This is a genomic window from Vulcanibacillus modesticaldus (genome assembly GCF_001730235.1).
Taxonomy (GTDB): Bacteria; Bacillota; Bacilli; order Tepidibacillales; family Tepidibacillaceae; genus Vulcanibacillus; species Vulcanibacillus modesticaldus.
On record NZ_MIJF01000024.1, the window covers coordinates 32,748 to 59,129 of the forward strand.

General features: G+C 33.2%; 27 protein-coding genes, 1 pseudogene and 1 other annotated feature. Of the genes and pseudogenes, 5 read left to right on the top strand and 23 right to left on the bottom strand.

Annotated features, from left to right (window positions below; all coding sequences use genetic code 11):
- Positions 1-16 precede the first annotated feature (16 nt).
- From BHF71_RS05785 to BHF71_RS05800, 4 genes are all read right to left on the bottom strand, one after another.
- Positions 17-253 (bottom strand): hypothetical protein, encoded by a 237-nt coding sequence (locus tag BHF71_RS05785; protein WP_069656723.1) that lies wholly within the window; start codon positions 251-253, stop codon positions 17-19.
- Positions 250-1,638 (bottom strand): sensor histidine kinase, encoded by a 1,389-nt coding sequence (locus tag BHF71_RS05790; RefSeq protein ID WP_069656724.1) that lies wholly within the window; start codon positions 1,636-1,638, stop codon positions 250-252. Before BHF71_RS05790 ends, BHF71_RS05785 begins: the two co-directional genes overlap by 4 nt.
- Positions 1,635-2,327 carry a response regulator transcription factor gene (locus BHF71_RS05795; protein WP_084024296.1) on the bottom strand — a complete coding sequence of 231 codons (693 nt, stop codon included), beginning with the start codon at positions 2,325-2,327 and terminating at the stop codon, positions 1,635-1,637. Before BHF71_RS05795 ends, BHF71_RS05790 begins: the two co-directional genes overlap by 4 nt.
- A gap of 206 nt (positions 2,328-2,533) precedes the next feature.
- A complete protein-coding gene (locus BHF71_RS05800) occupies positions 2,534-2,926 on the bottom strand; it encodes a DUF302 domain-containing protein (protein WP_069656725.1) in 393 nt (130 codons plus the stop codon).
- Between the two features lie 428 nt (positions 2,927-3,354).
- On the opposite strand from BHF71_RS05800, the gene BHF71_RS05805 reads away from it, so the two are divergent.
- Positions 3,355-5,115, top strand: a complete 1,761-nt coding sequence (locus BHF71_RS05805; RefSeq protein WP_069656726.1) for an ABC transporter transmembrane domain-containing protein — start codon at positions 3,355-3,357, stop codon at positions 5,113-5,115.
- Positions 5,108-6,892 carry an ABC transporter ATP-binding protein gene (locus BHF71_RS05810; RefSeq protein ID WP_069656727.1) on the top strand — a complete coding sequence of 595 codons (1,785 nt, stop codon included), beginning with the start codon at positions 5,108-5,110 and terminating at the stop codon, positions 6,890-6,892. The genes BHF71_RS05805 and BHF71_RS05810 overlap by 8 nt, the downstream gene beginning before the upstream one ends.
- A gap of 113 nt (positions 6,893-7,005) precedes the next feature.
- On the opposite strand, the gene BHF71_RS05815 is transcribed toward BHF71_RS05810, so the two are convergent.
- The 7 genes from BHF71_RS05815 to BHF71_RS05845 all read right to left on the bottom strand — a co-directional run bounded on the left by BHF71_RS05815 (position 7,006) and on the right by BHF71_RS05845 (position 13,679).
- Positions 7,006-7,275: a metal-sensing transcriptional repressor gene (locus BHF71_RS05815; RefSeq protein ID WP_069656728.1), complete on the bottom strand. Its 270-nt coding sequence runs from the start codon at positions 7,273-7,275 to the stop codon at positions 7,006-7,008.
- Positions 7,276-7,357: 82 nt separating this feature from the next.
- A complete protein-coding gene (locus tag BHF71_RS05820) occupies positions 7,358-7,912 on the bottom strand; it encodes a CvpA family protein (RefSeq protein WP_069656729.1) in 555 nt (184 codons plus the stop codon).
- A 12-nt stretch (positions 7,913-7,924) separates the two neighbouring features.
- Entirely contained in the window at positions 7,925-8,176 is a 252-nt protein-coding gene (gene zapA / locus BHF71_RS05825) for a cell division protein ZapA (protein WP_069656730.1), read from the bottom strand.
- A 180-nt stretch (positions 8,177-8,356) separates the two neighbouring features.
- Entirely contained in the window at positions 8,357-10,774 is a 2,418-nt protein-coding gene (pheT, locus tag BHF71_RS05830) for a phenylalanine--tRNA ligase subunit beta (RefSeq protein WP_069656731.1), read from the bottom strand.
- Between the two features lie 16 nt (positions 10,775-10,790).
- Entirely contained in the window at positions 10,791-11,825 is a 1,035-nt protein-coding gene (gene pheS / locus BHF71_RS05835; RefSeq protein WP_069656732.1) for a phenylalanine--tRNA ligase subunit alpha, read from the bottom strand.
- Between the two features lie 46 nt (positions 11,826-11,871).
- Positions 11,872-12,101, bottom strand: a binding site (T-box leader).
- Between the two features lie 113 nt (positions 12,102-12,214).
- Positions 12,215-13,024, bottom strand: a complete 810-nt coding sequence (locus BHF71_RS05840; protein ID WP_084024298.1) for a TrmH family RNA methyltransferase — start codon at positions 13,022-13,024, stop codon at positions 12,215-12,217.
- On the bottom strand, positions 13,014-13,679 hold the full coding sequence (locus tag BHF71_RS05845) for a potassium channel family protein (RefSeq protein ID WP_069656733.1): 666 nt from the start codon (positions 13,677-13,679) through the stop codon (positions 13,014-13,016). The genes BHF71_RS05840 and BHF71_RS05845 overlap by 11 nt, the downstream gene beginning before the upstream one ends.
- Positions 13,680-13,806: 127 nt before the next feature.
- Here BHF71_RS05845 and sspI point away from each other — a divergent pair, with 127 nt between their 5' ends.
- Positions 13,807-14,010 (top strand): small acid-soluble spore protein SspI, encoded by a 204-nt coding sequence (gene sspI, locus BHF71_RS05850; RefSeq protein ID WP_069656734.1) that lies wholly within the window; start codon positions 13,807-13,809, stop codon positions 14,008-14,010.
- 42 nt (positions 14,011-14,052) lie between these two features.
- Here the strand turns inward: sspI and BHF71_RS05855 are convergent, their stop codons facing one another.
- From BHF71_RS05855 to aroF, 6 genes are all read right to left on the bottom strand, one after another.
- Positions 14,053-15,126: a M42 family metallopeptidase gene (locus BHF71_RS05855; protein WP_069656735.1), complete on the bottom strand. Its 1,074-nt coding sequence runs from the start codon at positions 15,124-15,126 to the stop codon at positions 14,053-14,055.
- Between the two features lie 158 nt (positions 15,127-15,284).
- Positions 15,285-16,433, bottom strand: a complete 1,149-nt coding sequence (locus BHF71_RS05860) for a Na+/H+ antiporter NhaA (RefSeq protein ID WP_069656736.1) — start codon at positions 16,431-16,433, stop codon at positions 15,285-15,287.
- Between the two features lie 172 nt (positions 16,434-16,605).
- Entirely contained in the window at positions 16,606-17,712 is a 1,107-nt protein-coding gene (locus BHF71_RS05865; protein ID WP_069656737.1) for a UDP-N-acetylmuramoyl-tripeptide--D-alanyl-D-alanine ligase, read from the bottom strand.
- A gap of 152 nt (positions 17,713-17,864) precedes the next feature.
- Positions 17,865-18,149, bottom strand: coding sequence for a chorismate mutase (locus BHF71_RS05870; protein WP_069656738.1), 285 nt, complete (start codon positions 18,147-18,149; stop codon positions 17,865-17,867).
- Between the two features lie 4 nt (positions 18,150-18,153).
- Positions 18,154-19,008, bottom strand: coding sequence for a prephenate dehydrogenase (locus BHF71_RS05875; RefSeq protein ID WP_069656739.1), 855 nt, complete (start codon positions 19,006-19,008; stop codon positions 18,154-18,156).
- Between the two features lie 13 nt (positions 19,009-19,021).
- Positions 19,022-20,035 carry a 3-deoxy-7-phosphoheptulonate synthase gene (gene aroF / locus BHF71_RS05880; RefSeq protein ID WP_069656740.1) on the bottom strand — a complete coding sequence of 338 codons (1,014 nt, stop codon included), beginning with the start codon at positions 20,033-20,035 and terminating at the stop codon, positions 19,022-19,024.
- A 506-nt stretch (positions 20,036-20,541) separates the two neighbouring features.
- Between aroF and BHF71_RS12305 the strand changes: the two are divergent.
- Positions 20,542-21,539 (top strand): annotated as a pseudogene (locus BHF71_RS12305) (YeiH family protein).
- 199 nt (positions 21,540-21,738) lie between these two features.
- On the opposite strand, the gene BHF71_RS05890 reads toward BHF71_RS12305, so the two are convergent.
- Positions 21,739-22,026: a magnetosome magnetite crystal formation protein family gene (locus tag BHF71_RS05890; RefSeq protein ID WP_069656741.1), complete on the bottom strand. Its 288-nt coding sequence runs from the start codon at positions 22,024-22,026 to the stop codon at positions 21,739-21,741.
- A gap of 98 nt (positions 22,027-22,124) precedes the next feature.
- Complete coding sequence (locus BHF71_RS05895; RefSeq protein WP_176717316.1) at positions 22,125-22,571, bottom strand: CBS domain-containing protein; 447 nt, start codon at positions 22,569-22,571, stop codon at positions 22,125-22,127.
- A 150-nt stretch (positions 22,572-22,721) separates the two neighbouring features.
- On the opposite strand from BHF71_RS05895, the gene BHF71_RS12480 reads away from it, so the two are divergent.
- The gene (locus BHF71_RS12480) at positions 22,722-22,850 is read left to right on the top strand and encodes a hypothetical protein (protein WP_281179266.1); all 129 of its coding nucleotides are present in this window, start codon (positions 22,722-22,724) and stop codon (positions 22,848-22,850) included.
- Positions 22,851-23,044: 194 nt separating this feature from the next.
- Here the strand turns inward: BHF71_RS12480 and BHF71_RS05900 are convergent, their stop codons facing one another.
- The 4 genes from BHF71_RS05900 to BHF71_RS05910 form a co-directional block, all read right to left on the bottom strand.
- Positions 23,045-24,526, bottom strand: a complete 1,482-nt coding sequence (locus BHF71_RS05900) for a leucyl aminopeptidase (RefSeq protein ID WP_069656742.1) — start codon at positions 24,524-24,526, stop codon at positions 23,045-23,047.
- A gap of 112 nt (positions 24,527-24,638) precedes the next feature.
- Entirely contained in the window at positions 24,639-25,337 is a 699-nt protein-coding gene (locus BHF71_RS05905) for a 3D domain-containing protein (protein ID WP_069656743.1), read from the bottom strand.
- Between the two features lie 239 nt (positions 25,338-25,576).
- Positions 25,577-25,684, bottom strand: coding sequence for a YuiA family protein (locus BHF71_RS12075; RefSeq protein WP_176717317.1), 108 nt, complete (start codon positions 25,682-25,684; stop codon positions 25,577-25,579).
- Between the two features lie 180 nt (positions 25,685-25,864).
- On the bottom strand, positions 25,865-26,299 hold the full coding sequence (locus BHF71_RS05910; RefSeq protein ID WP_069656744.1) for an RrF2 family transcriptional regulator: 435 nt from the start codon (positions 26,297-26,299) through the stop codon (positions 25,865-25,867).
- Positions 26,300-26,382 lie beyond the last annotated feature (83 nt).

Here is a 26,382-nt window from a genome sequence, read left to right on the forward strand (position 1 = left end):
TACCTTCTTCATATGATTATTTTTTTTTCTTATCATGAATATACCAAATTATCAAAGTAATGGTTACAATCAGAACAATAAGGAAAAATGTCCCTCTTAACCATGAAAACATCTGGCTATACACAGTGGCTCTCCCTACCATCATCCCCATATGATGAGGGGGAGACCAACTCATCATGTAAACAAATAAGATAAATGACCATCCAATCGTTATAGCCACTAATATTAGAATAATCCAAATAAATTTATTCATTTTATCACATCTTCTCTTCTCAACATAATTGTTACCTTCGTTCCTTTACACTCAACACTTTCAATATATACCTCTCCATCATGTAATCGAACTATTTCTTTAACAATATATAATCCAAGACCAGTACCACCTGTTTTTCTAGCCCTAGATTTTTCTACACGGTAGAAGCGATCCCAAATTCTCGGAATATCTTTTTCTGGTATCCCAATTCCGGTATCCTCCACGATAATCTTGGTTGTCGTTTCATCCTGTAACAAATTAATTTTTACGTGCCCTTGATTAGTATACTTTATTGCATTCTCAATTACATTGTAAAAAACCTGCTCCATTCTATGCGGATCCAAGTTTATTGGAGAAATATTTTTTACATGGTTGAAAATTATCTTTAATCCCTTTTTTTCAGCAACTGGTGTTAAACTTTGAACCACGTTACCTAATAAAGTTGTCAAATCCGTTAGTTCTTTATTTAATAAAAAATGATCGGTTTGAATTTTACTCATCTCAAACAAGTCATTTACTAGATGAATCACACGTTTAGTTTCCTCATTTATCACTTTGAGATACTTTTGTTGTTCTCCTCTATCCATAATCAAGCCCTTAATTAAGACATCACTATAACCCTTGATGTATGTAAGTGGAGTACGTAATTCATGTGAAATGCTTGCTAAAAAATCATTCCTAGTATCTTCAAAATATTGCAACTGCTCCCCTAGAGTTTGAATTGATTTTGATAGCTGAGCAATTTCATCATCGCCTTTTACATTAAGTTTTTGGATATATTCCCCTTTAGCCATTTTAAGCGTAGCTTCCTTCATTTTTAAAAGGGGCTTAGTCATAATTGATGATAATAAGGCAATCAAAACAACTGCTATTAGAATTATACCTATACTAGCAACAAATATTAAAAACTTTAATACAAAAACCATTTCCTTTAAAACGTTTGTCGGATAAAACATATAAACATAACCTAAATCCCCATCTTTAATTGGGGAAACAGAAACGATATATTGATAATTATTCCAATTACGATTTAATATTTGATTATTACTGATTTGATTAGTCCTACCAATAAATCGCTTCATTTCATTGGTTACTGGATCAGAATAAACCAAGATATTATTATAGGGGTCAGTAATAATAACACTAGTAACTACATTTTCTTCCATGAGAATGACATGCTCTAATGTTGCTTGGCTATAATACTCTTCGAGAGCTTTAGAATGATTTGCTCCCCTTGTAAGCAATTCTTGGCTAATGTAGTCGATAAATAAATTTGAAAATACGCCATATAACATATAGCCTAACAACAAAAGAAAAATTAAAAAAATTCCACTGAACAAGATACCCAATTTAAAAGATATTCTATTAAAAATCATCTTTCTCATGGAGCCTTATAACCTACTCCCCATACAGTTTGGATAATATTTTCTTGAACACCAGACTTCTTTAACTTTTCTCTTAAATTTTTAATATGAGAATCAATTGTACGATCTTCCCCAAAAAAGTCCATACCCCATATAATTTCGATCAAATTCTCCCTTGTAAATACACGTCCCTTATGTTTTACAAAAATGTGTAACAAATCAAATTCTGTTTGGGTTAAATTAATTAATTCACCTTGATAGGAAACTTCTCTTGAAGTTAAATCAATCAAAATACCTTTATATTTCAATATCTGCTCTTCATCATGTATCTTCTTAGCTCTTCTTAATAAAGCCTGAATCCTAGCAACCAACTCCACCTCATCAAAGGGCTTAACCAAGTAGTCGTCAGCACCAGTACTAAGTCCCGTTACTTTATCCTCTGTACTGCCCTTTGCAGTTAACATTATCACTGGAACATCAGATATCTCTCTTATTTTTTTCAGCGCTTGCCAACCATCCATTACCGGCATCATTACATCTAAAATTACGAGGTCATACTCGTTTTTCTGAATTTTTTCAATTGCTTCTAATCCATCAGCAGCTTCATCAATAATATAAGAGTACTGTGAAAGATATAAAGATAATAGTTGCCTCATTTGTTCTTCATCATCGACAAGTAAGATTCTAACCACATTATCATCTCCTGTCATTTTCCATTTTATTTTAGCGTCAAAATGTTAAGAAAATATGAATTTAATAATTATTAAATACAGTATGTTATTAAATTAATTAATTTTTATTTATTTCTCTTTAATCTTAATTATCCTTACCGTAAATTGCAATATCCTATGTATTTATTTAAAAAGCGACCTTTAACTTAGGTCGCTTCAATGTTGCCGTAATTATATTAGAATCTTTAATCAGAAACTGCTTTATTAATCGCTGATACTAATTTATCTTCAATTTCCTTAGCAATTTCAGTTAATTCTTCATTTCCTATCATTTTAATCATTAGTGTAGGTTTTACCATGCCAACCTTAGTACCTGCATCCTCTTCATTAACAACTATCTTGCATGGCAAAAAGTAACTTACCATTGGTTCAATTTCTAATATTTTTGATGCTTCAAAAGGATTACATACTTCTAACACTGTAATTTTTTTATCAAATACAATACCTTTTTCTTGCAGTTTTTTGTGAATTTCAAAATTCCACAACACCCCAAATTTAATTTCCTTCAGGTTCTCTTCAAGATCTTTTATTACTTGTTCAGCACTCTTTCTTGTGCTCACTGTGTAATGATACTCCATTAAATTTCAACTCCTTTTAAAACCAAATTCATTTTTGATCTATTTCTATTATTGTTTACTCTTCCATTAATAATACTATATCCTCCAGCATATTTAAAATATTTCCAAATTTAAAATATGAAGAAATTGTAATAAAACCCTTTACTGATAAATAGAATTAATGTATAATTTTCCATGTCGAAAAAATTTGAATTTTTTAAATAAATCTTAGGAGGTGTGTGTCATGATTTTGGTAAATATGATAGTTAGACAGTTTTATGACAATATTTATAGCATGGCACAACCTGCGTTAATAATGTTGGTACATTGATTTAACCAGTTTATTACATATATTAACCATGGGTGTTGTCTATGCCCATGGTTTTTTTATGAAGCCATGGTTTTAAACTGTGGCTTCTTATTTCAAAAAAAGGAAGGTGAAAAATAACATGAGTATTTTTCGCGATTTAATGTGGTTTTTTAAATTAGAAAGAAAAAGTTATTTAACGGGAATTTTTCTATTACTTGTGGTTGCTTTATTGAATTTACTTCCACCATATATAGTAGGAATTATTATAGATGGTATAAAAAATGGTGAATTATCATTTATCAAATTATTGCAATGGGTTTTATTAATCCTAGCGATTGGAATATTATTATATATCTTAAGGTATTTTTGGCGAATTATGATTTTTGGTGCTTCATCAAGGCTAGGTAAGCTACTTCGCAATCGTTTATTTGAGCTTTTTACCAAACAATCGCCTAGTTTTTACAATCAACGTAGAATTGGTGATTTGATGGCTCATTCAACAAATGATATTCAAGCGGTGGAAAGTACCGCTGGTGAAGGTGTATTAACTCTAATTGACTCAATTACTATGGGAAGCATCGTCATAATTACTATGGCATCTACAATTAGTTGGAAATTGACGCTAATCGCCTTACTTCCTATGCCAGTGATGGCATGGTTAACAAATTACTATGGCACACTAATCCATGACCGATTCTTTAAAGCTCAAGAGGCATTTTCCAATTTGAACGATAAAGTACAGGAAAATATCTCAGGAGTACGTGTTATTAAAGCATTCGGACAAGAAGAAGCAGAAAAAGAAGAATTCCGAAAACAATCAATTGATACTGTTAAAAAAAATATAGCAGTAGCAAAGGTTGACTCATTGTTTGACCCAACCATTACCCTTATAGTGGGGATTTCTTTCTTTTTAGCAATAGCTTTTGGATCGATGTATGTAATTAAAGAAGAGCTAACAATCGGGCAATTGACAACATTTACAATGTACCTAGGTCATCTTATCTGGCCTATGTTGGCCTTTGGTTGGTTATTCAATATCGTAGAGAGAGGTCGTGCTTCTTACGACAGAATCGAAGCATTATTAAATACATCACCAGATATAATTGATAGAAAAGATGCTATCGAAGAAAAACCGCGTGGCGATATCCTCTTTGATATTAATTCTTTCAATTATCCTGAAAAAAGTAATCCGACTTTAAATAATATTCATTTCACTTTGAAACGCGGACAAACATTGGGTATAGTTGGAAAAACTGGCAGTGGTAAAACTACTTTATTACGTCTATTATTACGAGAATTTGATTTACAAGATGGCGACATTAAAATTGGTGATTACTCTATCTACGATTATAAATTATATAGTTTACGATCTGGAATCGGGTACGTTCCTCAAGATCACTTCTTATTCTCGGCAACAGTTGCTGAAAATATTGCCTTTGCAAAGCCTAATGCAACTTTAGACGAGATAATATCTTCAGCAAAAGTAGCAGCAATACATGATGATATCATGCAATTTCAAGATCGATATCAAACAAAAGTCGGTGAAAGAGGTGTGACCCTTTCAGGAGGACAAAAACAACGAATTTCAATTGCTAGAGCTTTACTTATGGAACCAGAGATATTAATCCTTGATGATGCCTTATCAGCTGTTGATGCTAAAACGGAAGAAAAAATATTAAAAGCATTACAACACAATAGAATTGGTAAGACAACCATAATCGCTACCCATCGGATTAGTGCCATCCAAGATGCTGATTTAATTATTGTTTTAGATAATGGAGAAATAATAGAATACGGAAATCACACAGAACTATTAGCACTAGCTGGATGGTATAAAGATATGTATAATCGTCAGCAACTAGAGTCCCTAGTTGAACAAGGGGGAATTTTTAATGAGTAATATCCCAAATATAGAAAATATTTCAAATCAAAATACTTTTAAGAGGCTTTTACTATATACAAAACCACATCTAAAAAAATTATCTTTTGCTTTTGCGATCTTACTTTTAGCAACTGGTGCAGATGTACTTGGCCCAATCATCATAAAAATTTTTATTGATGATTACCTTACCCCACGCATCTTTGAGTGGAAACCAATTACCTTATTAGCAACAACATATTTAACACTCCTTATCACTTCAGTAACATTAAACTACTTTCAACTACTTACCTTTAACAAAACTGCCTTATGGATCATTCATCAATTACGGGTTGATGTCTTTAGTAAGGTTCAGCATTTAGGTCTTTCTTTCTTTGATAAATCTCCTGGTGGTAGTTTAGTCTCAAGAATTACCAATGATACTGAAGCGATTAAAGAACTTTACGTGAGTGTTTTATCAACTTTTGTTCAAAATATCGTATTTCTAGTTGGAGTTTTAATCGCAATGCTTTTTTTAAACCCAAAGTTAGCAGGATTATTCTTTTTATTACTACCCGTCATCCTGCTCTTGATGAAAATTTATCGTCATTTGAGTTCAAAAATATTTCACCTTACTAGAAAAAAGTTAAGCGAGTTAAACTCCAAACTAAATGAATCTTTGCAGGGAATGAACATCATACAAGCGATGAGACAAGAAAATCGTTTCAAAAAGGAATTTGGTAATATCAATCAGCAGCATTATTCCTCAAAATTAAAGCAAATAAAGATTAATGGTCTATTAACTAGACCAGCCATAGACTTAGTATATATGATGGCTTTAAGTTTAATCCTTAGCTTTTTTGGGATTAAATCCCTCAATAGCACAATAGAAATCGGTGTAGTCTATGCATTCATTAACTATTTAGATCGTTTTTTCGAACCGATTAATATGATGATGTTTCGCTTAAGTCAATTTCAACAAGCTTTGGTGGCTGCTGAAAGGGTATTTGGTCTTCTTGATGAAAAAGATTTAGCACCATCAAAAGAGGGAGAAGGAAGACCAACAATAACTGAAGGATTGATTGAATTTAGAAATGTTACCTTTTCTTATGATGGAAAAACAAATGTTTTAAAAAACATTTCATTTACTGCAAAACCAGGCGAAACCGTTGCCCTTGTTGGACATACCGGAAGCGGTAAAAGTTCAATCGTTAATCTTTTGATGCGCTTCTACCCAATTAAATATGGTGAAATCTTAATTGATGGTATTCCGTTACAAAACTTTTCCAACGAAGAGTTGCGACAAAAAATCGGATTAGTTCTACAAGATCCATTTCTTTTCGTTGGAAATATCAAAGAAAATATTCGATTGCATAATAAAAAGATAACTGACCAAGATGTAATTGAAGCAGCAAAATTTGTTCAAGCAGATTCTTTTATCCAGCGTTTACCCAATAATTATGAAGAAGCTGTTTATGAAAGAGGAGCTACCTTTTCAAGTGGGCAACGTCAGCTAATCTCCTTTGCACGTACAATGGCGATTAAACCCAAAATCCTGGTTCTCGATGAAGCTACAGCTAGTATCGATACCGAAACTGAAGAATTAATCCAGACAACACTTAAAAAAATGCGTACTGGCAGAACAACAATAGCAATAGCACATAGACTTTCTACTATTCAAGATGCTGACCTTATCATAGTTCTTCATAAAGGGAAAATTGTTGAAAGTGGAAACCATCAAGAATTATTAGCCAAAAAGGGCCTATATCACAATATGTACATCCTGCAGCAAGGGATAACAGATTCTATCACATCATAATACTAGCCCATTTTTTGATTAAAATGTATTTTGTATATGTGCGACTTTTGGAAGTTGCAAAGCAAATAAAGCTCTATATTTGCCTAAGCAAATACAGAGCTTTATTAATTTTTTTATCTCATTTTCAACAATAATGTAAGAGCGTCTTTAATTATCCGATCAGTATCCCTGTCTTCTAGATCCTTTTGCAAATCATCACTTAAACATTTATTCAGATCGACACCAATCACATGAACACTAACCCGATCAACAGCATTTCTAATAGCCGTTAATTGGTTAATAATATCCGTACATTCTTTTCCCTCATCCATCATCCGAAGAACTCCCCTAATCTGTCCCTCGATTCGTTTTAAACGATTGATAATTTCTTTTGGATACTCCAAGAGAATCACCTACACGTATCATTTTTTTTAATTTTACAATAATCTTACCAGAAATACACTATGATATATAATTGTATAATCATTAGATTGGTTTTATATCAGTAGAAATATTCCATAACTCATATAACTTCTCAGTTATAACAGGAGTTATATCCATAAGAAAGCTAGAAATATAAGAACTTTCAACGTACTGTTGTAATTCCTGCCAAGGCATCACCGTAATCACATGAATTAATATTATTATTAATATTGTAGATTGTATCAATCCAATAAAGGCACCAGTTAAACGATTAATCGTAGCTAACCCTGGTAAATTAGCTATTTGATTTAAAATAGCTCCTCCAATATTAAGCAAAATTTTACTGATTATAAAAATAATAACAAAGGCTAAAGAGCTATAAAACATGTTTTGAAGCTGAAAATATTCCGAAAACATATATAATGTCGAATTCTCAAAGTATGGGGTAGGAATAATATCCATCAAATACAATGCCAAGTCATCAGAAAAACGATAAGCCATTATCAAGGCAATGAAGAAACCAAAGAGATTAATCAACTGACGAATTAATCCCAATTTATACCCCCTTAAGAAGGAGCCAGCTGCGACAACAATAATAATCAAATCTAAAACATTCATCTTATCCCCCACTTATTCTTCTAAGAGTTTAACCAACTCATCATACTCTTCCTTTAATCTAAAATATTCGTCAGCAATATTAACAGCCGTTAACACTGCTATTTTAGTAGTATCTAAGCGTGGGTTTGATTCTGCAATTTGCCTCATCTTATCATCTACATGCCCTGCAATCATTCGCATATAATTAGAGCTAGCGTTTCCTACTATTTTATATTGTTGTCCAAATATCATAACCGTTAATTTATTTTTTTGATCTTCATTCACTCAAAGATCCGCCTTTCTACTCTAATTAGATCGTTTAATCTAAGATATTAATTCGTTAAATAATACTAAGTTCCTTCTATTATACCATAGTATAAATCTATTCTTTGAAAATTTTTACTTAAGCATAAGTATTAGAGGCTGCCAATTATTATTAACAGCCTCTATCAATCTTAATTCATCTTATTTCCTTAATTCAGCATGATACCTGTCCTGTAATGTATCAATAACTTTTTGATGCAGTTTCGTAACTTCTTCATCAGTCAATGTTCGTTCAATACTTCGATATGTTAATGAAAAGGCAACACTTTTCTTTTCCATTCCTAATTGCTCACTTGTATATACATCAAAAACCGTTAAGGATTCTAATAATTTTTTAGCGCTTTCTTTAATTGTTTTTAACAGTTCTTTAATTTCCAAGTCCTTTGGAACAACTATAGCTATATCTCGTTGAATTGCTGGATACTTTGGTAATGGCTTATATTCGATTTCAGCATTGGCTAACTCCATTAACCTACCTAAATCTAACTCAAAGACATAAGTTTCTTTCAAATCATACTCAGCTTCTAAATTTGGATGTAATTGTCCAAGATACCCTAGCAAATGTTCATCTTTATATATAGCTGCTGTTCTACCCGGATGATAACCCTTGATAGTTACGGATTGATATTCTACATCCTTTATTCCTAATTCCACAAATAAATTTTCAAGTATTCCTTTTACATAATAAAAATCAACTTTATCACTTATCGGCTGCCAATGTCTTGGTAAAGAACCAGTGATTAAACCAGCAACTGCCCATTTTTCCGTAGGGAGCTCTGTCAATTGATCATCCTTAGAAATAAATGTAGCTCCCATTTCATAGATATGAACATCATTATTACGACGATTCACATTATATTGTGCTACTTCTAAAAGATTAGGAATTAATCCTGTTCGTAAGTATTGCCTTTCTTCACTCATTGGCATCGATAAGGATATTTGTTTTACCTCTTTGTTAAGCCCTTGAATGATCTTTAATTGTTTTTGTCCCGTCAATGTATAAGTAATGACTTCATTTAATCCAGACGATTGTAAGAGATTTTTAATACTACGACGAAGTTTTTGTCTTCTTGTCAATCCACCCTGCAGATAGGTTCCACTCGGTAAGGTAACAGGAATATTATCATAACCATATAGTCTAGCAATCTCTTCGATTAAATCTTCTTCTATCGTAATATCATTTCTTCTTGTTGGGACAAAAACTTTCAAGTTAGCTTGCTGTTTTTCGACATTAAATCTTAAACGTCTGAAAATATCGATCATCTCTGTTTCTTGTAAATTTGTTCCCAATACCCTATTAACTTTGTCAGGATTTAGGACTATAGTTCTTTCCTCACCATCTTCAACTTTATATTCCGTAATATCTCCAACAATTTCTGCCCCAGCAATATCCTTTAATAACCAAGCTGCTCGATTTAGTGCAGCATAAATTCTGTTAGGATCTATACCCTTTTCAAATCGCAAACTAGCTTCTGAACGTAGTCCAAGCTTCCTTGAAGTTCTTCTAATTGAGGAACCTTTAAAAAAAGCTGACTCTAATAAAATTTGAGTAGTTTCACCAGTAACCTCACTGTTAGCTCCACCCATTACGCCTGCTATTGCAATCGGTTTAACCCCATCAGTGATCAATAACATTTGATCATCAAGTTCTCGTTCTTGATCATCAAGTGTTGTTATTTTCTCATTAGGATTTGCCATTCTCACTACAATCTCTGGTTGATCTAAGCGGTCTAAGTCAAAGGCATGTAAAGGTTGGCCATATTCCAACATTACAAAGTTTGTGATATCAACCACATTATTTATCGGTCTGATCCCCGCTGCAATCAAACGATTTTGTAGCCATTGAGGCGATTCAGCTATTTTTACATTTTTCACTATTCTTGCAGCATAATGGGTACATGCTTCAGGCGCCTCTATTTTTACATTTACAGGGTTATCATCACTTATCTTAACACCCAATTCATCCTTTGGAAGTAAGACATCCCTATCCAAAATAGCAGCAACTTCGTAAGCAACACCTATCATACTTAGACAATCGGGGCGATTTGGAGTTAAATCCAATTCTAAAATATAATCATTTAGACCTAATACTGGTTTAATATCTTCTCCAACTACCGCTTCATTATCTAAAACTAAAATCCCTTCTGTTTTCTCTTTAGGTAGCAATTTCTCATTTATACCTAACTCTTTGGCTGAACAAATCATTCCAAAGGATTCTACACCGCGTAATTTTGCTTTTTTAATCTTAAAACCTTCTGGTAATCTACCACCGATTTTTGCAACCGGAACCTTTTGTCCTTTATCTACATTTTTAGCTCCGCAGATAATTTGGAGTGGCTCCCCTTCACCTACATCTACCTTACAAAGACTTAATTTTTCCGCATTAGGATGTTTTTCCCTTTCTACAACATAACCAACGACAACATTTTCTACTTCAGCCCCAACTTCTTCTACAATATCGACTGCTACTCCACTTCTAGTTAACTTTTCAGCTAACTCATAAGGGGAAATATCATTTATATCAACATACTGAGATAACCACTTATATGATACTTTCATAAATTACAAACCTCCCTTACATCCTCTTGAATTGTTCTAAGAATCTTAGATCGTTTGTATAAAAATGTCTAATATCCTCAATACCATACTTTAACATCGCAATTCTCTCTACACCCATACCAAATGCGAAGCCAGTATATCGTTCTGGATCAAATCCTGACATTTCTAATACTCTAGGATGAACCATACCTGCACCAAGAATCTCGATCCAGCCAGTATTCTTACATACTCTACAACCTTCACCGCCACACATCATACAGGACACGTCAACTTCAGCACTTGGTTCAGTGAAAGGGAAGAAACTTGGACGCAAACGAATCTTAGCCTTTTCGCCGTACATCTTTTTAGCAAAGTTTAATAGTACACCCTTCAAGTCAGACATGGTAATATGCTCATCGACCACTAAACCTTCAATTTGGGTAAACTGATGGGAATGAGTAGCATCATCGTCATCACGACGATAAACTTTCCCTGGACAAATAATTTTTACTGGTCCTATACCATTTTTACTTTTCATTGTTCTTATCTGTACTGGAGAAGTATGGGTTCTCATCAAAACTTCCTCAGTAATATAAAAGGAGTCCTGCATATCTCTCGCTGGATGTTCTTTTGGAAGATTTAATGCTTCAAAATTATAATAATCTGATTCTACTTCTGGACCTTCAGCAATTTCAAATCCCATTCCGATAAAAATGTCTTCAATTTCTTCAATTACCCGTGTTAGAGGATGTCGATTACCCTTCAAAACCTTTTTACCTGGTAAAGTTACGTCAATAGTTTCTTGCTTCAATCTTTCCTCTAAGGCCTTTTGGGCAATAGTCTCTTCTTTCTCATTGATTAATTTCGCAATTTCTTCTCTTATTTCATTTGCCAACTTCCCAATCAATGGTCGTTCTTCTTTGCTTAAGCTCCCCATTCCCCTTAAAATTTCGGTAATGGGTCCTTTTTTACCAAGATATTTTACTTTTACTTGATTTAGTTCCTGCTTACTATTTGCTTGTTCAATTTCAGTAAGTGCCGTATCTTTTAACTGATGTAACTTATCTTTCATTTTGATAACCCCCCAGCATATTCAAATAAATAAAAAAACCTTTCATCCAAGGGACGAAAGGCCGTGGTACCACCCTAATTTATGAACACAAAGTCACAACTTATGTTCAACTCGTAACTTTAACGCCAAAAAATACGTGTTCTCCTACTTAAACTGTTCAGAGACCTGCTCCAGAGCGAACTTCAACAAGGCTCACCTTAGAGATGCTTCCAGTCCATGACATCTCCTCCCTTAAAGATAAGACACTTATCTACTCTTCTCTTTCATAGCATTTATGTAATATTATTTTGTAATTTATTAGTTTTACTGAATTTTATTTAACCTATGTTTATCATTATAACGATGTGATAATTTAACTTCAAGTCTAGTTATGTGGATTTTTTAGCTGACTACGATAGTATAGTCTGTCTAACACGTTCAAATAAGACGATAGATGTTGCCATAGCGACATTTAATGACTCTGCCTGTCCTACTATAGGTATTTTAACCATCTGATCAACTTGTTCTTGCCTTTCCTTTGATAACCCTTTAGATTCGTTTCCAACTAAAATTGCAATTTTTTCAGAAAAATCTATCTTAAAGTAATCATGTTTAGCATACGGGCTAGTACCAACGATTTTAACATTTTTCTGTTTTAACCCTGCAATGATTTCATCTAAATCAGCCGATAGTATTGGTAAATGAAAAACAGAGCCCATTGCTGAACGAATTACTTTGGGATTATACAGTTCAACTGTACCATTTCCTAGAACAATAGCGTCTACTCCAGCAGCATCAGCACTTCTGATAATTGTACCTAAATTGCCAGGATCCTGAATTTTATCAAGTAGCAAAATAAAATTATTATTTTCAGTTAATAATTTTTTAGCTGTCAATTCCTGTTTTTTAATAATAGCCATGATCCCTTGTGGGGTTTCTGTTTCGGATAATTTTTCAAACACAGGTTTTGAAACGGTAAAAAATTTCTTTTTATCGCTAGAATATAATTCTAAAAATTCTTCTGGCAAACCCTTTGAGTGATCAACGATTATCGTTTCAATCTTTTGGCCAAAACGGATTGCTTCTTTAATTAATTTAATGCCTTCGATGATATATTGACCTGATTTATCTCTACCCTTTTTATTCAGTAATTTATACCATTGTTTTACCTTTGGGTTATTGATCGATTCGATTATTTCCATAAAAACATCACTTTCCATTCATGACGAACTCTTCAAATCTTCTTAAATCATTTTTATGCCCAATAACAACCATGATATCTCCTTCATGTATTTTATCATTAGCACTTGGGGCTACATTAATATAATCATTATTTTTTAACGCCATAATACTACAACCAAATCTTGCACGAATATTTAACTCGAGTAATGTTTTCTCAGCCATTTTCTCACTTGAGATTATTTCAACAATACTATATTCATCTGATAGTTCGATGTAGTCCAAAATATTTGGAGTAACCAGTAGATGTGCTACCCTAATACCCATATCCCTTTCAGGGAATACAACTTTTGATGCCCCTATCTTATATAAAACCTTAGCATGTAACTGATTTTGTGCTTTAACAACAATCGTTTCTACTCCCATTTCTTTTAAAATCAAGGTTGTTAAAATACTTGCTTGGATATCTTGACCTATGGCAACAACAACGACATCAAAATTACGAATTCCCAAGGACTTTAAAGCAACTTCATCTGTCGAATCAGCCTGAACAGCATGAGTTACATTGTTTAAGTTTTCCTGTATTTTTTCCTCGTCTACATCTATAGCCATCACTTCGTGATCTAAGTCATATAAAGCCTTTGCAATACTTGACCCAAAACGACCTAAACCGATAACGGCAAACTGTTTACTCATAGTCTTCTCCCTTCAAGTAACAAGATTCAATTTTAAATTTCATTATAGCATATCCTATAATTATAAACTAATTTTTATAAAAAAAATGGATATACTACTAAAAAAGTAGATAAGGGAGGTCCTATTATTGAATCTCGATCTAAGACAAGCTATTCTTAACAATATTAAAAATAAGTCTGAAGAGCAATTGATGGATATGGTTAAAACAGCCATTGAAGATCACGATGAAAAGACTTTACCAGGGTTGGGGGTAATCTTTGAAGTTATTTGGCAAAACACCGACGAACAAATCAAAGAATCAATGATCGAAACATTAAGCAAAAATTTATAATTTATAACCAAAAAGTGATGCCAATAATGACATCACTTTTTCTTAACGATTTTTTATTTCTTGAACTGTTTTTTCATCTAATCGCTTGATAACTTTTACTAAAAGATCAATGGCATTTTCAAAGTCATCACGATGTAAAATACCTGCATGACTGTGGATATATCGAGTTGGAACGCCAATAACTAAAGAAGGTACTCCCTTACCATACAAATGAAAACGTCCTGCGTCTGTTCCGCCACCTGCAAGGCTTTCGTATTGGAAAGGAATGTTCTCCTCTTCAGCAATTTCCACTACAAAATCTCTTAATCCAGTATGTGGAACCATAGTAGCATCAAATAAAGTTATTTGTGGTCCCTTTCCTAATTTGCTATCAGTTTCATCAGGAGTAATTCCCGGTGTATCCCCAGCAAGACCCACATCAATAGCGAAGGCAACATCCGGTTGGATCGTATTTACTGTTGTTTGGGCACCACGGATTCCAACCTCTTCTTGAACTGTACCTACTCCATATACAATATTATCATGTTGTTCACTTTGAAGACGTTTTAAAACCTCTATAGTGATTGCACAACCAATTCGATTATCCCATGCCTTAGCCATCAACATCTTAGGATTTTTTAAGACAGTAAAAGGTGACACCGGAATGATTGGATCGCCCGGACGAACTCCAAACTCCATTGCTTCTTCTTTATCTTTAGCACCGATATCAATGAACATATCCTTTTTCTCAACAGGTTTTTTCCTTGCTTCGGGTGGTAAAATATGTGGAGGTTTGGATCCGATAATTCCCGTAATCTCCCCTTTACGTGTATGTATAACTACCCTTTGAGCTAACATTACTTGCTCCCACCAACCACCTAAAGGTTGGAATTTAATATATCCATCTTCAGTAATACGTTTGACCATAAATCCAACTTCATCTAAATGTCCTGCCAATAGAATCTTCGGACCGTTGTTTCCCCTTTTAGCAATTAAGCTTCCTAAATTATCGGTGTATACTTCATCAGCATAAGGTTTAATGTATTTTCTCATTACTTCCCGTGCAGGCCCCTCATTACCAGGTACACCTGGTGCTTCAGTTAATTCTTTCAACATCTTTAATGTTAAGTCTTCCATTTTTTTACCTCCTTTAGTGGGAAATACCACATACAACCAATAATATTATTGTACAGAAAACATTGAATTATTACAAACCTTATTAAAACCATATAATTGTTAAGATGCAATAAAAAGACGCCTCAGCGTCTTTTCATCATGTCTTTTTATGGTAAAGATTATTTAATCTTTTGAACCCTTAAAATTCTACCAAGAATTAATGCTATAACTGCCACTGCTGCACTAAATAGTGCTCCCATTTTTGCAGCACCTTGAATTGTAAAGTCTGTAAATGCTGCTCCAGCAACAAATAGTGCTACAGTTAGTCCTAAACCAGCTATCACACCTGCTAATATTAATTCTTTTTTACCCATACCGTTTGGCAGTGGAAAGCCAAGCTTTTCGGCAAGAAATCCCATTGAAAAGATTCCTAATGTCTTCCCTAGTAATAAAGAGATAAAGACTATCCAAGTTAGGACTCCTACTTCTGAAAACTCAACTCCAGCATTAGCTAATCCGAACATGAACAGACCGAAATCAACGAATATTTTCCACTCATGCTCAAATCGTGAAAGAGTTGAATGATCTTCCGACTCCTCAAATAAATGGGCAGTTTCCTTCTTAGCATGAGGTAAAAATGGGATAATAAATACCAGTGCTAAGGAAGGATGTAAATGTGCATTATGTAAACCAAGCCAGCTTAAAGTTCCTCCAAATATGAGGTACGGCCAATAACTTTTAACTCCAGCCTTCCTCATAATAAATGCAACTATTACACCCGCCAATGTAAGTAGCAACCACATCGGTTCAACAGGACTAAGAGGATCAGGGTAAAATAATGCAATAATGATCAAGCCAATGGCATCGTCTGCAATCGCCAATAATAGTAAAAATGATACTGCAGGATGCTTTTCACCAAAAACAAACCTCGCTACTAGCCAAGCTAATGCTATATCGGTTGCAGTAGGAATCCCCCAGCCATTTGCATATTCCGGACTACCAATTGTTTGATTTAATAAGACAAAGATAAATACTGGACCTAAAACCCCTCCTAATGTAGCTAAAAGAGGATTTATAGCCGTTTTAAGAGGATTCAAATCTCCCCCAGGTAACAAACTCTGGGTGATTTCTACAGCTGCAATAGCGAAAAAGAAAACCATGAAAATATCATTAACAAAGAAATGAAAATTGAATCCCTCGAACAACTCTTTTTCTTCGATAAAATATATGTACCCCTCTGGATCCAAATTTGCCCAAATTAGTGCTACGACTACTCCAGCAATCAGTGGTATTGAAAATTCACGCAACAAGTTTAATCTTTTTCTCATTCCCGTTCCCCCATCTTAGAGAAATTCTTGCAAAGACATTTAGATAATTGATACTCATCGCCTTTACTATACAAAAACATTCTAACTTAGTTAAATAAACTATGTCAATTTTTAATTCCATTTATTATTGTTAGTAATTTTTTGCCCTTTATTAAAAAAAAGCCATTCAAATTTAATGGCCTTTTTTATATTCAAGTAAAGCTCTGACCACTCGATTTAAATGGATACCGTGGGAAGCTTTAAATAAAATAGTAGTATTAGGTTTTATATTTTTGATTAAATAATTTGCTAGCTTATCATGACTAAGAAAATTTTTAACCCTTTCTTTAGGAAAACCAGCTTCAATTGCTCCTTGACCTATTATGGCGCCACCTTTACCGAAGGTGTATAGATAATCTATTTGTTTCTCAGCTAAATATTTCCCCACATCTCGATGGCCTTTAATCTGGTATTTTCCCATTTCCAACATCGTTCCTAATACAGCTATTTTTCTTCCTTTTCCAATATAACTCATAACGTCTAGGGCAGCCTTTACCGCATTAGGATTAGCACTAAAAGTGTCATCAATGATTATTATACTTTTACCAAGTCTATATACCGTTAACCTTCTCCTAGGTTTCCTATATTTTCTTAATCCATCTTGAATATCTTTAGGATTAAAGCCTAGATAATGAGCAACTCCTATCGCAAACAATGCATTATAAATATTATGTTTTCCATATATCGGTATAAAAAACTTATGTTTTTCTTCATTTAACTTCATGGTAAATTCCATTCCACCATTAACAAATCTCACATCACTAGCCTTATAATTTGCTTGATTTATTTGACCCACTGTAAAGATCTTACCTTTGAAGTTTTTGATGTCCAAAAGCTTCGAATTTTTGTCATCAACATTTAAAAACAAAACCCCATTGGGTTTCATATAACGAATGAGGTCTGACTTAGTATTTGCGATGCCAATAATACTACCCCCGAAATTCCCTATATGTGCGGTACCTACATTAGTTATAATACCGATATTTGGTTGAATTGTTTTGCAACTTCTTCTAATTTCACCGTGTCTTGACATCCCATATTCTAATATCACAGCTTTATGAAAAGGTTTAATACGACTAGCGTATTTGGCAATATGTCTAGGTGCATTAGCATTACCATAACTTTTAAAAATTTTCCAACGCGTACTTAAAATAGATGCTAACATTTCTTTCGTTGTAGTCTTCCCAGCACTCCCCACCACTGCAATAACAGGCTTTTTAAATTTAAGAGGACCAGTCAAAATTCTTTCCCCTTTCTTTGAAGGATATGCTAATAAATCTGATAATTCATGTTTTATTTTATGTAGGGTATAAATGACGTGATTGGGCATATGTCCGATGATAATCGTAGTAACAGCCTATTTTCGCATAAAAAGGTGAGAAATGAATTTTACTAACTATCTGTATCGGTATTTAACTGTTTATCCTGAATTTTTTTACTGATTGATAAAATAGTATTAAATAATTCCTCTACATAATTGCTGTATTCTTTATTTTTCAATCGAGAAATATTTTTTAGAATAACCTCCTTTTCCCTATTCTCATTCAATATAGGTTCATTGTTCTCTGCTTTATATTCAGCTATTTTAAGTACTTTTTCTATTCTCTTCTCAAATATTTCCACCATATCTTGATCTAATTTATCTATTTCGTCCCTCAATATTTTTAACCCATTCATAGTATCACAACCTCCATAAAATATCTCTCATATCACTTCCCTTTTCAAATATCCTCCTTAACCCATCACTATCCATTTCCATAACTGACTTTTTTATATTAATAAGACTATCCTCAAATGATTTTATTTGCCCGAGAATATTATCTTTATTTTTTATCAATAGCTCAGCCCATAATCTAGCATTAATATTGGCTACACGCGTGATAGCTCTGAAACTATCACCTACAAATAAGCCTAACCCATCAATATGATTACTATTTACTAATGCTAAAGCTAATATATGGGGCATCTGACTTGTATATGCAATTATCTCATCATGTTTCTTCGGGCTAATTTTAATTAAATTTTTACAACCTATTCCCATAACAATTTTCTCAATAAGTTTAATATTTTCCTCCTTATTTTTATCAGTTGGCGTCAATATATAGTTAGCTCCTTTAAATATCTCTGCTGACGCAAACTCAAAACCCATAGCTTCTTTTCCTGCCATCGGATGTCCCCCGATGAATTCTAAATCATCCCTAATAAAATTATTTATTTCTGTAAGTATTTTGTCTTTAATCCCTGTTGTATCAGTTATTACCGCACCTCTTTTAAAATTATTGAGATTGTTTTTAATAAAATTTACCGTTTGTTCAGGATACAAAGAAATTATAACTACATCGGAGTTTTTAAGAGGGATGTTGGGCTTTAAAAAACCACGATCTATTATCCCTTGAGTTTCAGCCATTTTAAGTACATCTTGATTAATGTCAACAGCCCACAATTTTTTAGGTTTTAATTCTCTCAACGCCATTGAAAAAGAACCACCAATCAACCCTAAACCTACAATTGTAATTTTCAATTCTGATATTTCCATTAATTCTCCCCCATTACATAACTTTATCTTGAAGAATCGCCATTTCTTTTAATGAATTCATCAGCGAATTAAATCTTGCAGGTTTAATCGACTGCTGACCATCAGACTTAGCATTTGCAGGATCATTATGAACTTCAATCATTAAGCCATCAGCTCCAACAGCCATTGCAGCTTTAGCTAATGGTTCTACCAGCCACCATAATCCTGCTGCATGACTAGGGTCAACGATTACTGGTAAATGGCTATATTTTTTAATTACAGGAATAGCACTAATATCTAGGGTATTCCTAGTGAAGTTTTCAAATGTTCTAATACCTCTCTCACAAAGAATTACGTTCTCATTCCCTTCGGCCATAATATATTCTGCAGCCATCAAAAATTCTTCTATCGTTGCAGCCATCCCTCTCTTTAATAGGATTGGTTTATCTATTCTTCCTACTTCTTTTAATAAATCGTAATTATGCATATTCCTCGCACCTATTTGAATAATATCTACATCATCAACAAATTTCTCTACCATTCCAGGAGACATTAGTTCGGTTACTATTGGAAGACCTGTTTTTTCCTTTGCAATCTTTAATAATTCAATTCCCTCGCCCAGTAAACCTTGAAAACTATACGGAGACGTTCTTGGTTTAAAAGCCCCACCTCTTAAAAAATTAGCACCAGCTAATTTTATCTCCTTGGCAATACTTGTGATCTGCTCTTCACTTTCCACAGAACATGGACCAGCTATTACAGTAAAATTCCCTCCACCGATCTTTTCGTTCTCTACTGATATTAATGTATCCTCCGGATGAAACAATCTATTAGCCATCTTGTATGGCTCTTGTACCCGTATCAACTTCTCCACATACCTATTTGCTTGTAATTGTTCAGGATCAATATTAGTTGTATCTCCAACTAAACCAAATAAATGATAATTTTCACCTTTAGATTCATGAATTTGACACCCTAAACTCTCCATTTTATTCTTAATTTTTTCAATTTCCTTCTCCGGTGTGCCTTGTCTTAAAACAATAATCATTGAATTCCCTCCTAAAATTTTTATAAAAAAAAAAGACTCATCCAATGAGCCTTCTCCTTAATTTTCGAGCTTATTCTTAAGAAAAATTTAAGTGAATATATTTTCTGGAGATAGATAATGTTTTTTATACTCATTAGAAAAGAGATTTTCTATTTTTTTGTATAACAAATAACTAGCGCTAAAGTAATAATAGCCCCAGCTAAAATAAAAATAATAATAAAATTGTTCTACATATCTCTTTCTAATAAGCTTCATCATTTTTTACCCCCAAAAAACATTAAAGCTTTGTTGTTTTAAAGCGATTATATCAAACGAACGTAAAATGTCAATAGAAAAATTCATTAAAATTTAAATATTAAAAAAATTCGTGTAACCCAATCTCCTACTAATTTTAAAACGGAAATTTATCTCCTCTTCCTTTTATTTTACTAATCGTTAACTTAAATATATCATAAAGAAAGCGTGTACAAAATGTGTTAAGAAAGAGAGGAGTAAAAGAGATAGTGATGGAAAAAATAAAACGCTTGATTCCTGGATTAATTTTTACCGCAATATTAGCTTGGATTTCTATCTTGTTTCAAAATATAAATTTTATTAAAAGCCTGCAATTCAGCTCACTAATTATCGCCATTCTATTAGGGATGCTGATTAAAAATCTATTTCCTATACCAAATATTTTTCATGAAGGCATTCGTTTTTCTCTGAAAAGAATATTACGTCTTGCAATCATCTTATTAGGATTTAAACTTAGTTTTGCTGAAATTACCCAAATTGGAGGAAAAGGATTATTACTCGTAATTATTGTAACAACGAGTACTATTTTATTTTCAATGTGGCTCGGAAAAAGGGTTGGATTAGATAAAGAGCTATCCGTATTAATTGGTGCGGGAACTGGAATATGTGGGGCTTCAGCAGTGGCAGCAGTAGCTCCACTAATAGACGCTGAAGAAAAGATACCACATTTGCTATTGCAACAATAACGATTTTTGGAACAATAGCCATGTTTGTTTATCCCCTATTTTATAAGTTTTTACATTTACCTAATATTCTTTATGCAATTTGGGCAGGGTCTTCTATTCATGAAGTTGCTCAAGTAGTTGCAGCAGGTTTTGCTGCTGGGGAAGATGCAGGTCAATTAGCAACTCTAGTTAAGTTAACACGCGTTCTATTGGTTATACCAACTGCGATTATATTAAGTTTTAGACTCATGAAACAAAATAAAGACAATAAATGGAATGCTAAGAAGATTACAATTCCTTGGTTTGTTTTTGGATTTGCGATCATTGTAATCATTAATTCGTTACATGTTATCCCACAGAATATAACAGTGAATTTGATCTCATTAGATAGCTTTCTACTAACTTGGGCGATGGTAGGAATGGGCTTAGAAACAAGCTTAGCCAAAATGAAACAGGTAGGTATTAAACCTTTTTATGTAGGATTAACTACCTCGATTTTTATCAGTATGTTTGGATTTATCATGGCTAAATTTTTATTTTTTTAATTCTGCAATTAAAATTAATATATAGACATACAGAAAATAACAACCCAGGTAAGTTTCTGTTGTAAAACCGAAAATAAACCCCGTGTTTTGATCCATGACACGGGGATTTTTATGATTAAAATATTAAATTTTTTACTTGAAGTAACTATTATACAAAACCATTATTGTCATACGATCCTATAATTTTATAAAACATTTTCTATAACAATATTTTGATGCCTTGAACGATATTCCAGATTAAAATAATTAGATTGATAATAATAAATAATAATCCTGCGCTGATTATAGAACTAATTGATCCACTAAAAATACCTAAAATAAATAATATAATAGTAAAAAATGGAATGATATGTGATATGAAAGCACGTTTAGCATGATACTTAACTTCATCATCCTGTACAATAAAATATACAGCTAAAGGAAAAATGAAACCAGCAAAAAAGATACTAAAATAACTTAAAGATGCGAAGACCTTATAATCCTTCATTATAAGCCTCCCTTTTATTTTGTTTATATTAATTACTTATTTTCATATTCGTACATAATTCGGGTTATAGTTCAATGCTATCTATAAGTTTCTATATATTATAATTCATTATAGAATGCCTTTAGTAGATAATCTAATACTGATCTTCTCGTAAGAATCCCAATAAATTTCTTCTCTTTATTAACAACCGGTAAATAAGCCCAGTCAACTAATAATTCGATTCCATAATGTAATGTTGTATCTTCACTTAATGTGGGTATATTTCTTTTCATCGCTTCATTAACATTTCTTCTTTTAAAATCATGGAATAACGGTACTTTCTCCAGTCTAGCGTGATTTAGTATTAAGGATTTACTAATAATCCCCTCTACTTCCATTTTAGGGTTGATCACAGGTACTGAAGTCCAGCCAGTTTCGATTAACTTTCTCAACGCCTGCTCGAGATTCCATGTCGATTCCACTACCATTACTTTTTCTTTAGGAACAATTAACGATTTTATCTCTTTAGACATAATTTCATCTCTAAAACTATCAACGATTACCATTTTCTCCCTCCACAACATATGCTAACGGAGATTATAAATTACTGTATCTATATTTCATCCTTTTACCATATATAATGATAACAAAAATCACATGAAAATACCTCATTTATTACAAAATAAAAATATACTAAAAATAAAGGTGGTATTAATATGGGTGAAGAAAAGCATAAAAGTCCAAAACAATTAAAGGTAAACTCAGATAACAAAAGACTTTATGATGAAATGATGGAAGCTAAGGAAATTGCAGAAGAGTATTCTCCAAACAAGAAAACAAGATAAATTGGCTATTACCGGCTAAATGAGAAAAAGGACTTTGGTGGCGAATATCAATCTTAACCACTAAAGCCTTTTTTTATCAATACATTACGACTGATAAATTAGTTTACTGTCTACATTAATATTGTATTTCTAGTAGCAGATCCATGTCAGATTCAATATTATTCATTGAAAATCGCCTATAAGTATTAATCTTTTTAATTTAATAACAATTGTACTAATGAACGAACCATCGAACCTGTTCCACCTTTTGGAGATAAAGCTGTATCTTTATCCGCAAAAGCTGTTCCCGCAATATCTAAATGGATCCAAGGTGTATTTTCTGCAAAAGACTCTAAAAATAATGCTGCTGTAATACTTCCAGCCATTCGTCCACCAACATTTTTAATATCGGCAATTTGGCTCTTAATTTGCTCTTTATATTCATCAAATAATGGTAATTGCCATAACTTTTCACCAGTTTGCTCTGCAGATGACATCAGGTCCGTTAAAAATTTCTGATTATTTGTCATCGCACCAGTAGCCACATTTCCTAAAGCGATAAGTATGGCTCCAGTTAAAGTAGCTATATCGATAATCCGACTAGCACCTAATTGCTTAGCATAAGTTATCCCATCAGCTAAAATAAGCCTTCCTTCTGCATCGGTATTTAATATTTCCACTGTTTTACCACTCATCGTTGTAATCACATCACCAGGCTTATAAGCATTTCCTGAAGGCATATTTTCCGTGGATGGAATTATTGCGACAACATTTACTTTTGGTTTAATGCGACCAATAACTTCCATCACTCCTAGGACAGTAGCTCCTCCACCCATATCAGATTTCATTAAGTCCATATTCTCTCTTGGCTTGATGGAAATACCACCACTATCGAAAGTTAGGCCTTTTCCTACTAAACCTAACACATCATCCCATGTCTCTTTTCCACGGTATTTTAAGACGATCATTTTAGGAGGTTGTTTGGATCCCCGAGCAACAGCCAATAACCCTCCCATTCCCAATCGTTCCATATCACTTTGTTCAAGTATTTCATACTCCATTCCAAATCGACGGGCAATCTCGATAGCTTTATCAGCCATATGCGTTGGTGTCATCATATTACCTGGAGTGTTAACTAGATCTCTAGCTAGATTTGTTCCCTTAGCGAAGGCTATCCCATATTCAAGTCCCTTTTTAATTGCTTCTGAATCATTAACTATCAATTGGATTAATTCTACTTCTGATCTTTCTTCATTGTTAGAGCTATATCCATTAAATCTGTAATTCGCCAGTACTGCTCCCTCGGCAAATGAATGAGCTACTTCTTGTTCCGTCATATTTGGAAGGTTCTTTCCAAATAAATACGACACAATCTTTTTAACTTTCAAATGATTAGCCTTTTTAATTGCAGTAGCAACAACTTCTTTAACATTTTGATAATTAAATTTATCCTTACTTCCTAAACCGATTACTAAAATACGTCTTATGGATATTTTCCCTAAAGTATGTATAAGAGTTGTCTCTTTTAATTTTCCGGTGATATCTCCTTGATTAATAAGGTCTACAATTGCACCATCTAGCAGTCGGTCAACTTCAGCGAGTTCTCTGCTTGGTTTATCCATATCTTCATAATAACCCATTACCAATAAATCTGTCTGAATTGCACTTAGTTCTTTGTTGATAATTTCAAATTTCATTATTAACACCACCCAATCTATTATTAAAACTATGCCCAAATTATATCTTATATCTCTATAAAAAAACATTACATTAATCAACAAAAAAATAGCAAGGGGACTGCCCTTGCTACTACATTGATGAACTTACCATTGCGACTCGATTATATTGTTCTAATATGTTTTCTGTAAGTATACCATTACCATATTTGATTACATAGACGTCTACTTTTCTTTTCCCCCACAGTTTATAAACATCATCAACTGTTTCAAAATACAAATCGATCTTATTTCCTTTGATTGCGGAACCTATATCAGCTACTACTCCGTAACCATATCCTGGAATATACAATACAGTCCCTAATGGAAAAACATCTAAATCTGCTGCTATCGTTGAATATATATCCCTGCGAACATATACACCAGAATATGTTATCCCATATTCTGGATGAGAAGGATCCTTACCAGTAGATTCTTTACCAGCAGTATATCCTGTAGCGATTACTGTTACCTTCTCATACTGTTCTAAATTAGGAACTACGATTGATGCATTTGACTTTGCAATAGTACTATCAGGTGGAAGTGTTGACTTTTCGACGTCATCTTGAATGTTAGTTTGATTATTTACTACATTGGCTTTCATATCTATTTGAAGTATAACTTCTTCATCTATTGAATTTGTCGATGGTTTGTCTAGATCATTTATATCATCAGTAACATTGTTGTCTTTTACTTGTTCTTGTGCAACCAGCAGTCCCATTGTCGCAATAGACGATACTCCGAGCAACAGTATCACTGCTTTTTTTGCTCGCCTTTTTGTTATGGTAGACATAGTATCTACCTCCTCTCCTAAATACAGCTTTACCCTTCATCAAAAATTATATACCTTGTCAACAAGAAATTTTTTACACAAGAACACACAACATTGCATATTTTATTCAATTTTGGTCATTTTGGCAAGTTTTTTTTACCCAATATTCAATTATATTCGAACTTAACTGTACTAGAACAAAAAAAAAGCGAATTCTTAAGAATTCGCTCCTAATTTATACTATTAAAGATCTATTTTTATTAATTAACCGTACCCGTTCCTTCACATGCTGGACAAGTTTCAGATCCACCAACTATTACATCATGATAACCTTGACCGTCACACATTGTACAAAGAGAACTAGCCATTGGATGTCCCCCCCTATAAAATTAGTTGACACCAATATAGCAAGTTTTCTGAATTTTATAAAGTTTCAAAAATCATCTTCTAGTTTTCTTATGCTTGATGTAAGCGAAATCATTAACCTTTTATTCTAGTTATTGTAGTTTCTTTAATTCATGGTAGTGAAGTGGAGGGGAGCAAGAAAATTAGAGATTATCGATTAATGACTCCGCATCATCTTTTATCAAGTCAGCTAGACTAAATCTATCTAATACACTAGCCATCGATTCCTTCAATTTTTCCCAAATAATTTTAGTCGAGCAATCCTCATTTCTATCACAACAATTTCCGTCCTTATCCTCAATGCAATCAACGATGTTATCAGTACCTTCCAAAACCCGAATAATATCACCAACAACAATATTTTCAGGAAAATCAGCCAAAAGATATCCACCTTTGGCGCCTCTAACACTTCTTACTAATCCGGATTTTCTAAGGTCAACAAAGATTTGTTCTAAAAACTGTTCAGGTATATTTTCAACATTTGCAATTTGTCGCAATGGAATTGGTTTTTCTAATCCTGATTTAGCTAAATACACCATAGCTTGAAGCCCATAGTGACCACGCGAAGAAAGCTTCATCTGGTCCCCTCCCTACATAATTACATTAAGTATTCTCAAGCTTCTACATTATTCATATCATTTGTGTATTCCCAAGCTTCTAC

What these genes read in the sequence shown, in the direction of transcription:
- BHF71_RS05875 (WP_069656739.1), bottom strand. Translation starts at nt 19,008, where the DNA reads ATGGAAATATCAGAATTGAAAATTACAATTGTAGGTTTAGGGTTGATT.
- BHF71_RS05900 (WP_069656742.1), bottom strand. Translation starts at nt 24,526, where the DNA reads ATGAAATTTGAAATTATCAACAAAGAACTAAGTGCAATTCAGACAGAT.
- BHF71_RS05840 (WP_084024298.1), bottom strand. Translation starts at nt 13,024, where the DNA reads ATGGAAAGTGATGTTTTTATGGAAATAATCGAATCGATCAATAACCCA.
- BHF71_RS05800 (WP_069656725.1), bottom strand. Translation starts at nt 2,926, where the DNA reads ATGGAGTATCATTACACAGTGAGCACAAGAAAGAGTGCTGAACAAGTA.
- BHF71_RS05860 (WP_069656736.1), bottom strand. Translation starts at nt 16,433, where the DNA reads ATGAGAAAAAGATTAAACTTGTTGCGTGAATTTTCAATACCACTGATT.
- BHF71_RS05795 (WP_084024296.1), bottom strand. Translation starts at nt 2,327, where the DNA reads ATGACAGGAGATGATAATGTGGTTAGAATCTTACTTGTCGATGATGAA.
- BHF71_RS12480 (WP_281179266.1), top strand. Translation starts at nt 22,722, where the DNA reads ATGGGTGAAGAAAAGCATAAAAGTCCAAAACAATTAAAGGTAAACTCA.
- BHF71_RS05890 (WP_069656741.1), bottom strand. Translation starts at nt 22,026, where the DNA reads ATGAAGGATTATAAGGTCTTCGCATCTTTAAGTTATTTTAGTATCTTT.
- BHF71_RS05895 (WP_176717316.1), bottom strand. Translation starts at nt 22,571, where the DNA reads ATGGTAATCGTTGATAGTTTTAGAGATGAAATTATGTCTAAAGAGATA.
- BHF71_RS05905 (WP_069656743.1), bottom strand. Translation starts at nt 25,337, where the DNA reads ATGTCTACCATAACAAAAAGGCGAGCAAAAAAAGCAGTGATACTGTTG.
- BHF71_RS05820 (WP_069656729.1), bottom strand. Translation starts at nt 7,912, where the DNA reads ATGAATGTTTTAGATTTGATTATTATTGTTGTCGCAGCTGGCTCCTTC.
- BHF71_RS05790 (WP_069656724.1), bottom strand. Translation starts at nt 1,638, where the DNA reads ATGAGAAAGATGATTTTTAATAGAATATCTTTTAAATTGGGTATCTTG.
- BHF71_RS05870 (WP_069656738.1), bottom strand. Translation starts at nt 18,149, where the DNA reads ATGAATGGGTTAAAAATATTGAGGGACGAAATAGATAAATTAGATCAA.
- BHF71_RS05810 (WP_069656727.1), top strand. Translation starts at nt 5,108, where the DNA reads ATGAGTAATATCCCAAATATAGAAAATATTTCAAATCAAAATACTTTT.
- BHF71_RS05910 (WP_069656744.1), bottom strand. Translation starts at nt 26,299, where the DNA reads ATGAAGCTTTCTTCGCGTGGTCACTATGGGCTTCAAGCTATGGTGTAT.
- BHF71_RS05855 (WP_069656735.1), bottom strand. Translation starts at nt 15,126, where the DNA reads ATGGAAGACTTAACATTAAAGATGTTGAAAGAATTAACTGAAGCACCA.
- BHF71_RS05845 (WP_069656733.1), bottom strand. Translation starts at nt 13,679, where the DNA reads ATGAGTAAACAGTTTGCCGTTATCGGTTTAGGTCGTTTTGGGTCAAGT.
- BHF71_RS05785 (WP_069656723.1), bottom strand. Translation starts at nt 253, where the DNA reads ATGAATAAATTTATTTGGATTATTCTAATATTAGTGGCTATAACGATT.
- aroF (WP_069656740.1), bottom strand. Translation starts at nt 20,035, where the DNA reads ATGATTATTGTTTTAAGACAAGGCACACCGGAGAAGGAAATTGAAAAA.
- BHF71_RS05805 (WP_069656726.1), top strand. Translation starts at nt 3,355, where the DNA reads ATGAGTATTTTTCGCGATTTAATGTGGTTTTTTAAATTAGAAAGAAAA.
- BHF71_RS12075 (WP_176717317.1), bottom strand. Translation starts at nt 25,684, where the DNA reads ATGGCTAGTTCTCTTTGTACAATGTGTGACGGTCAAGGTTATCATGAT.
- pheS (WP_069656732.1), bottom strand. Translation starts at nt 11,825, where the DNA reads ATGAAAGATAAGTTACATCAGTTAAAAGATACGGCACTTACTGAAATT.
- pheT (WP_069656731.1), bottom strand. Translation starts at nt 10,774, where the DNA reads ATGAAAGTATCATATAAGTGGTTATCTCAGTATGTTGATATAAATGAT.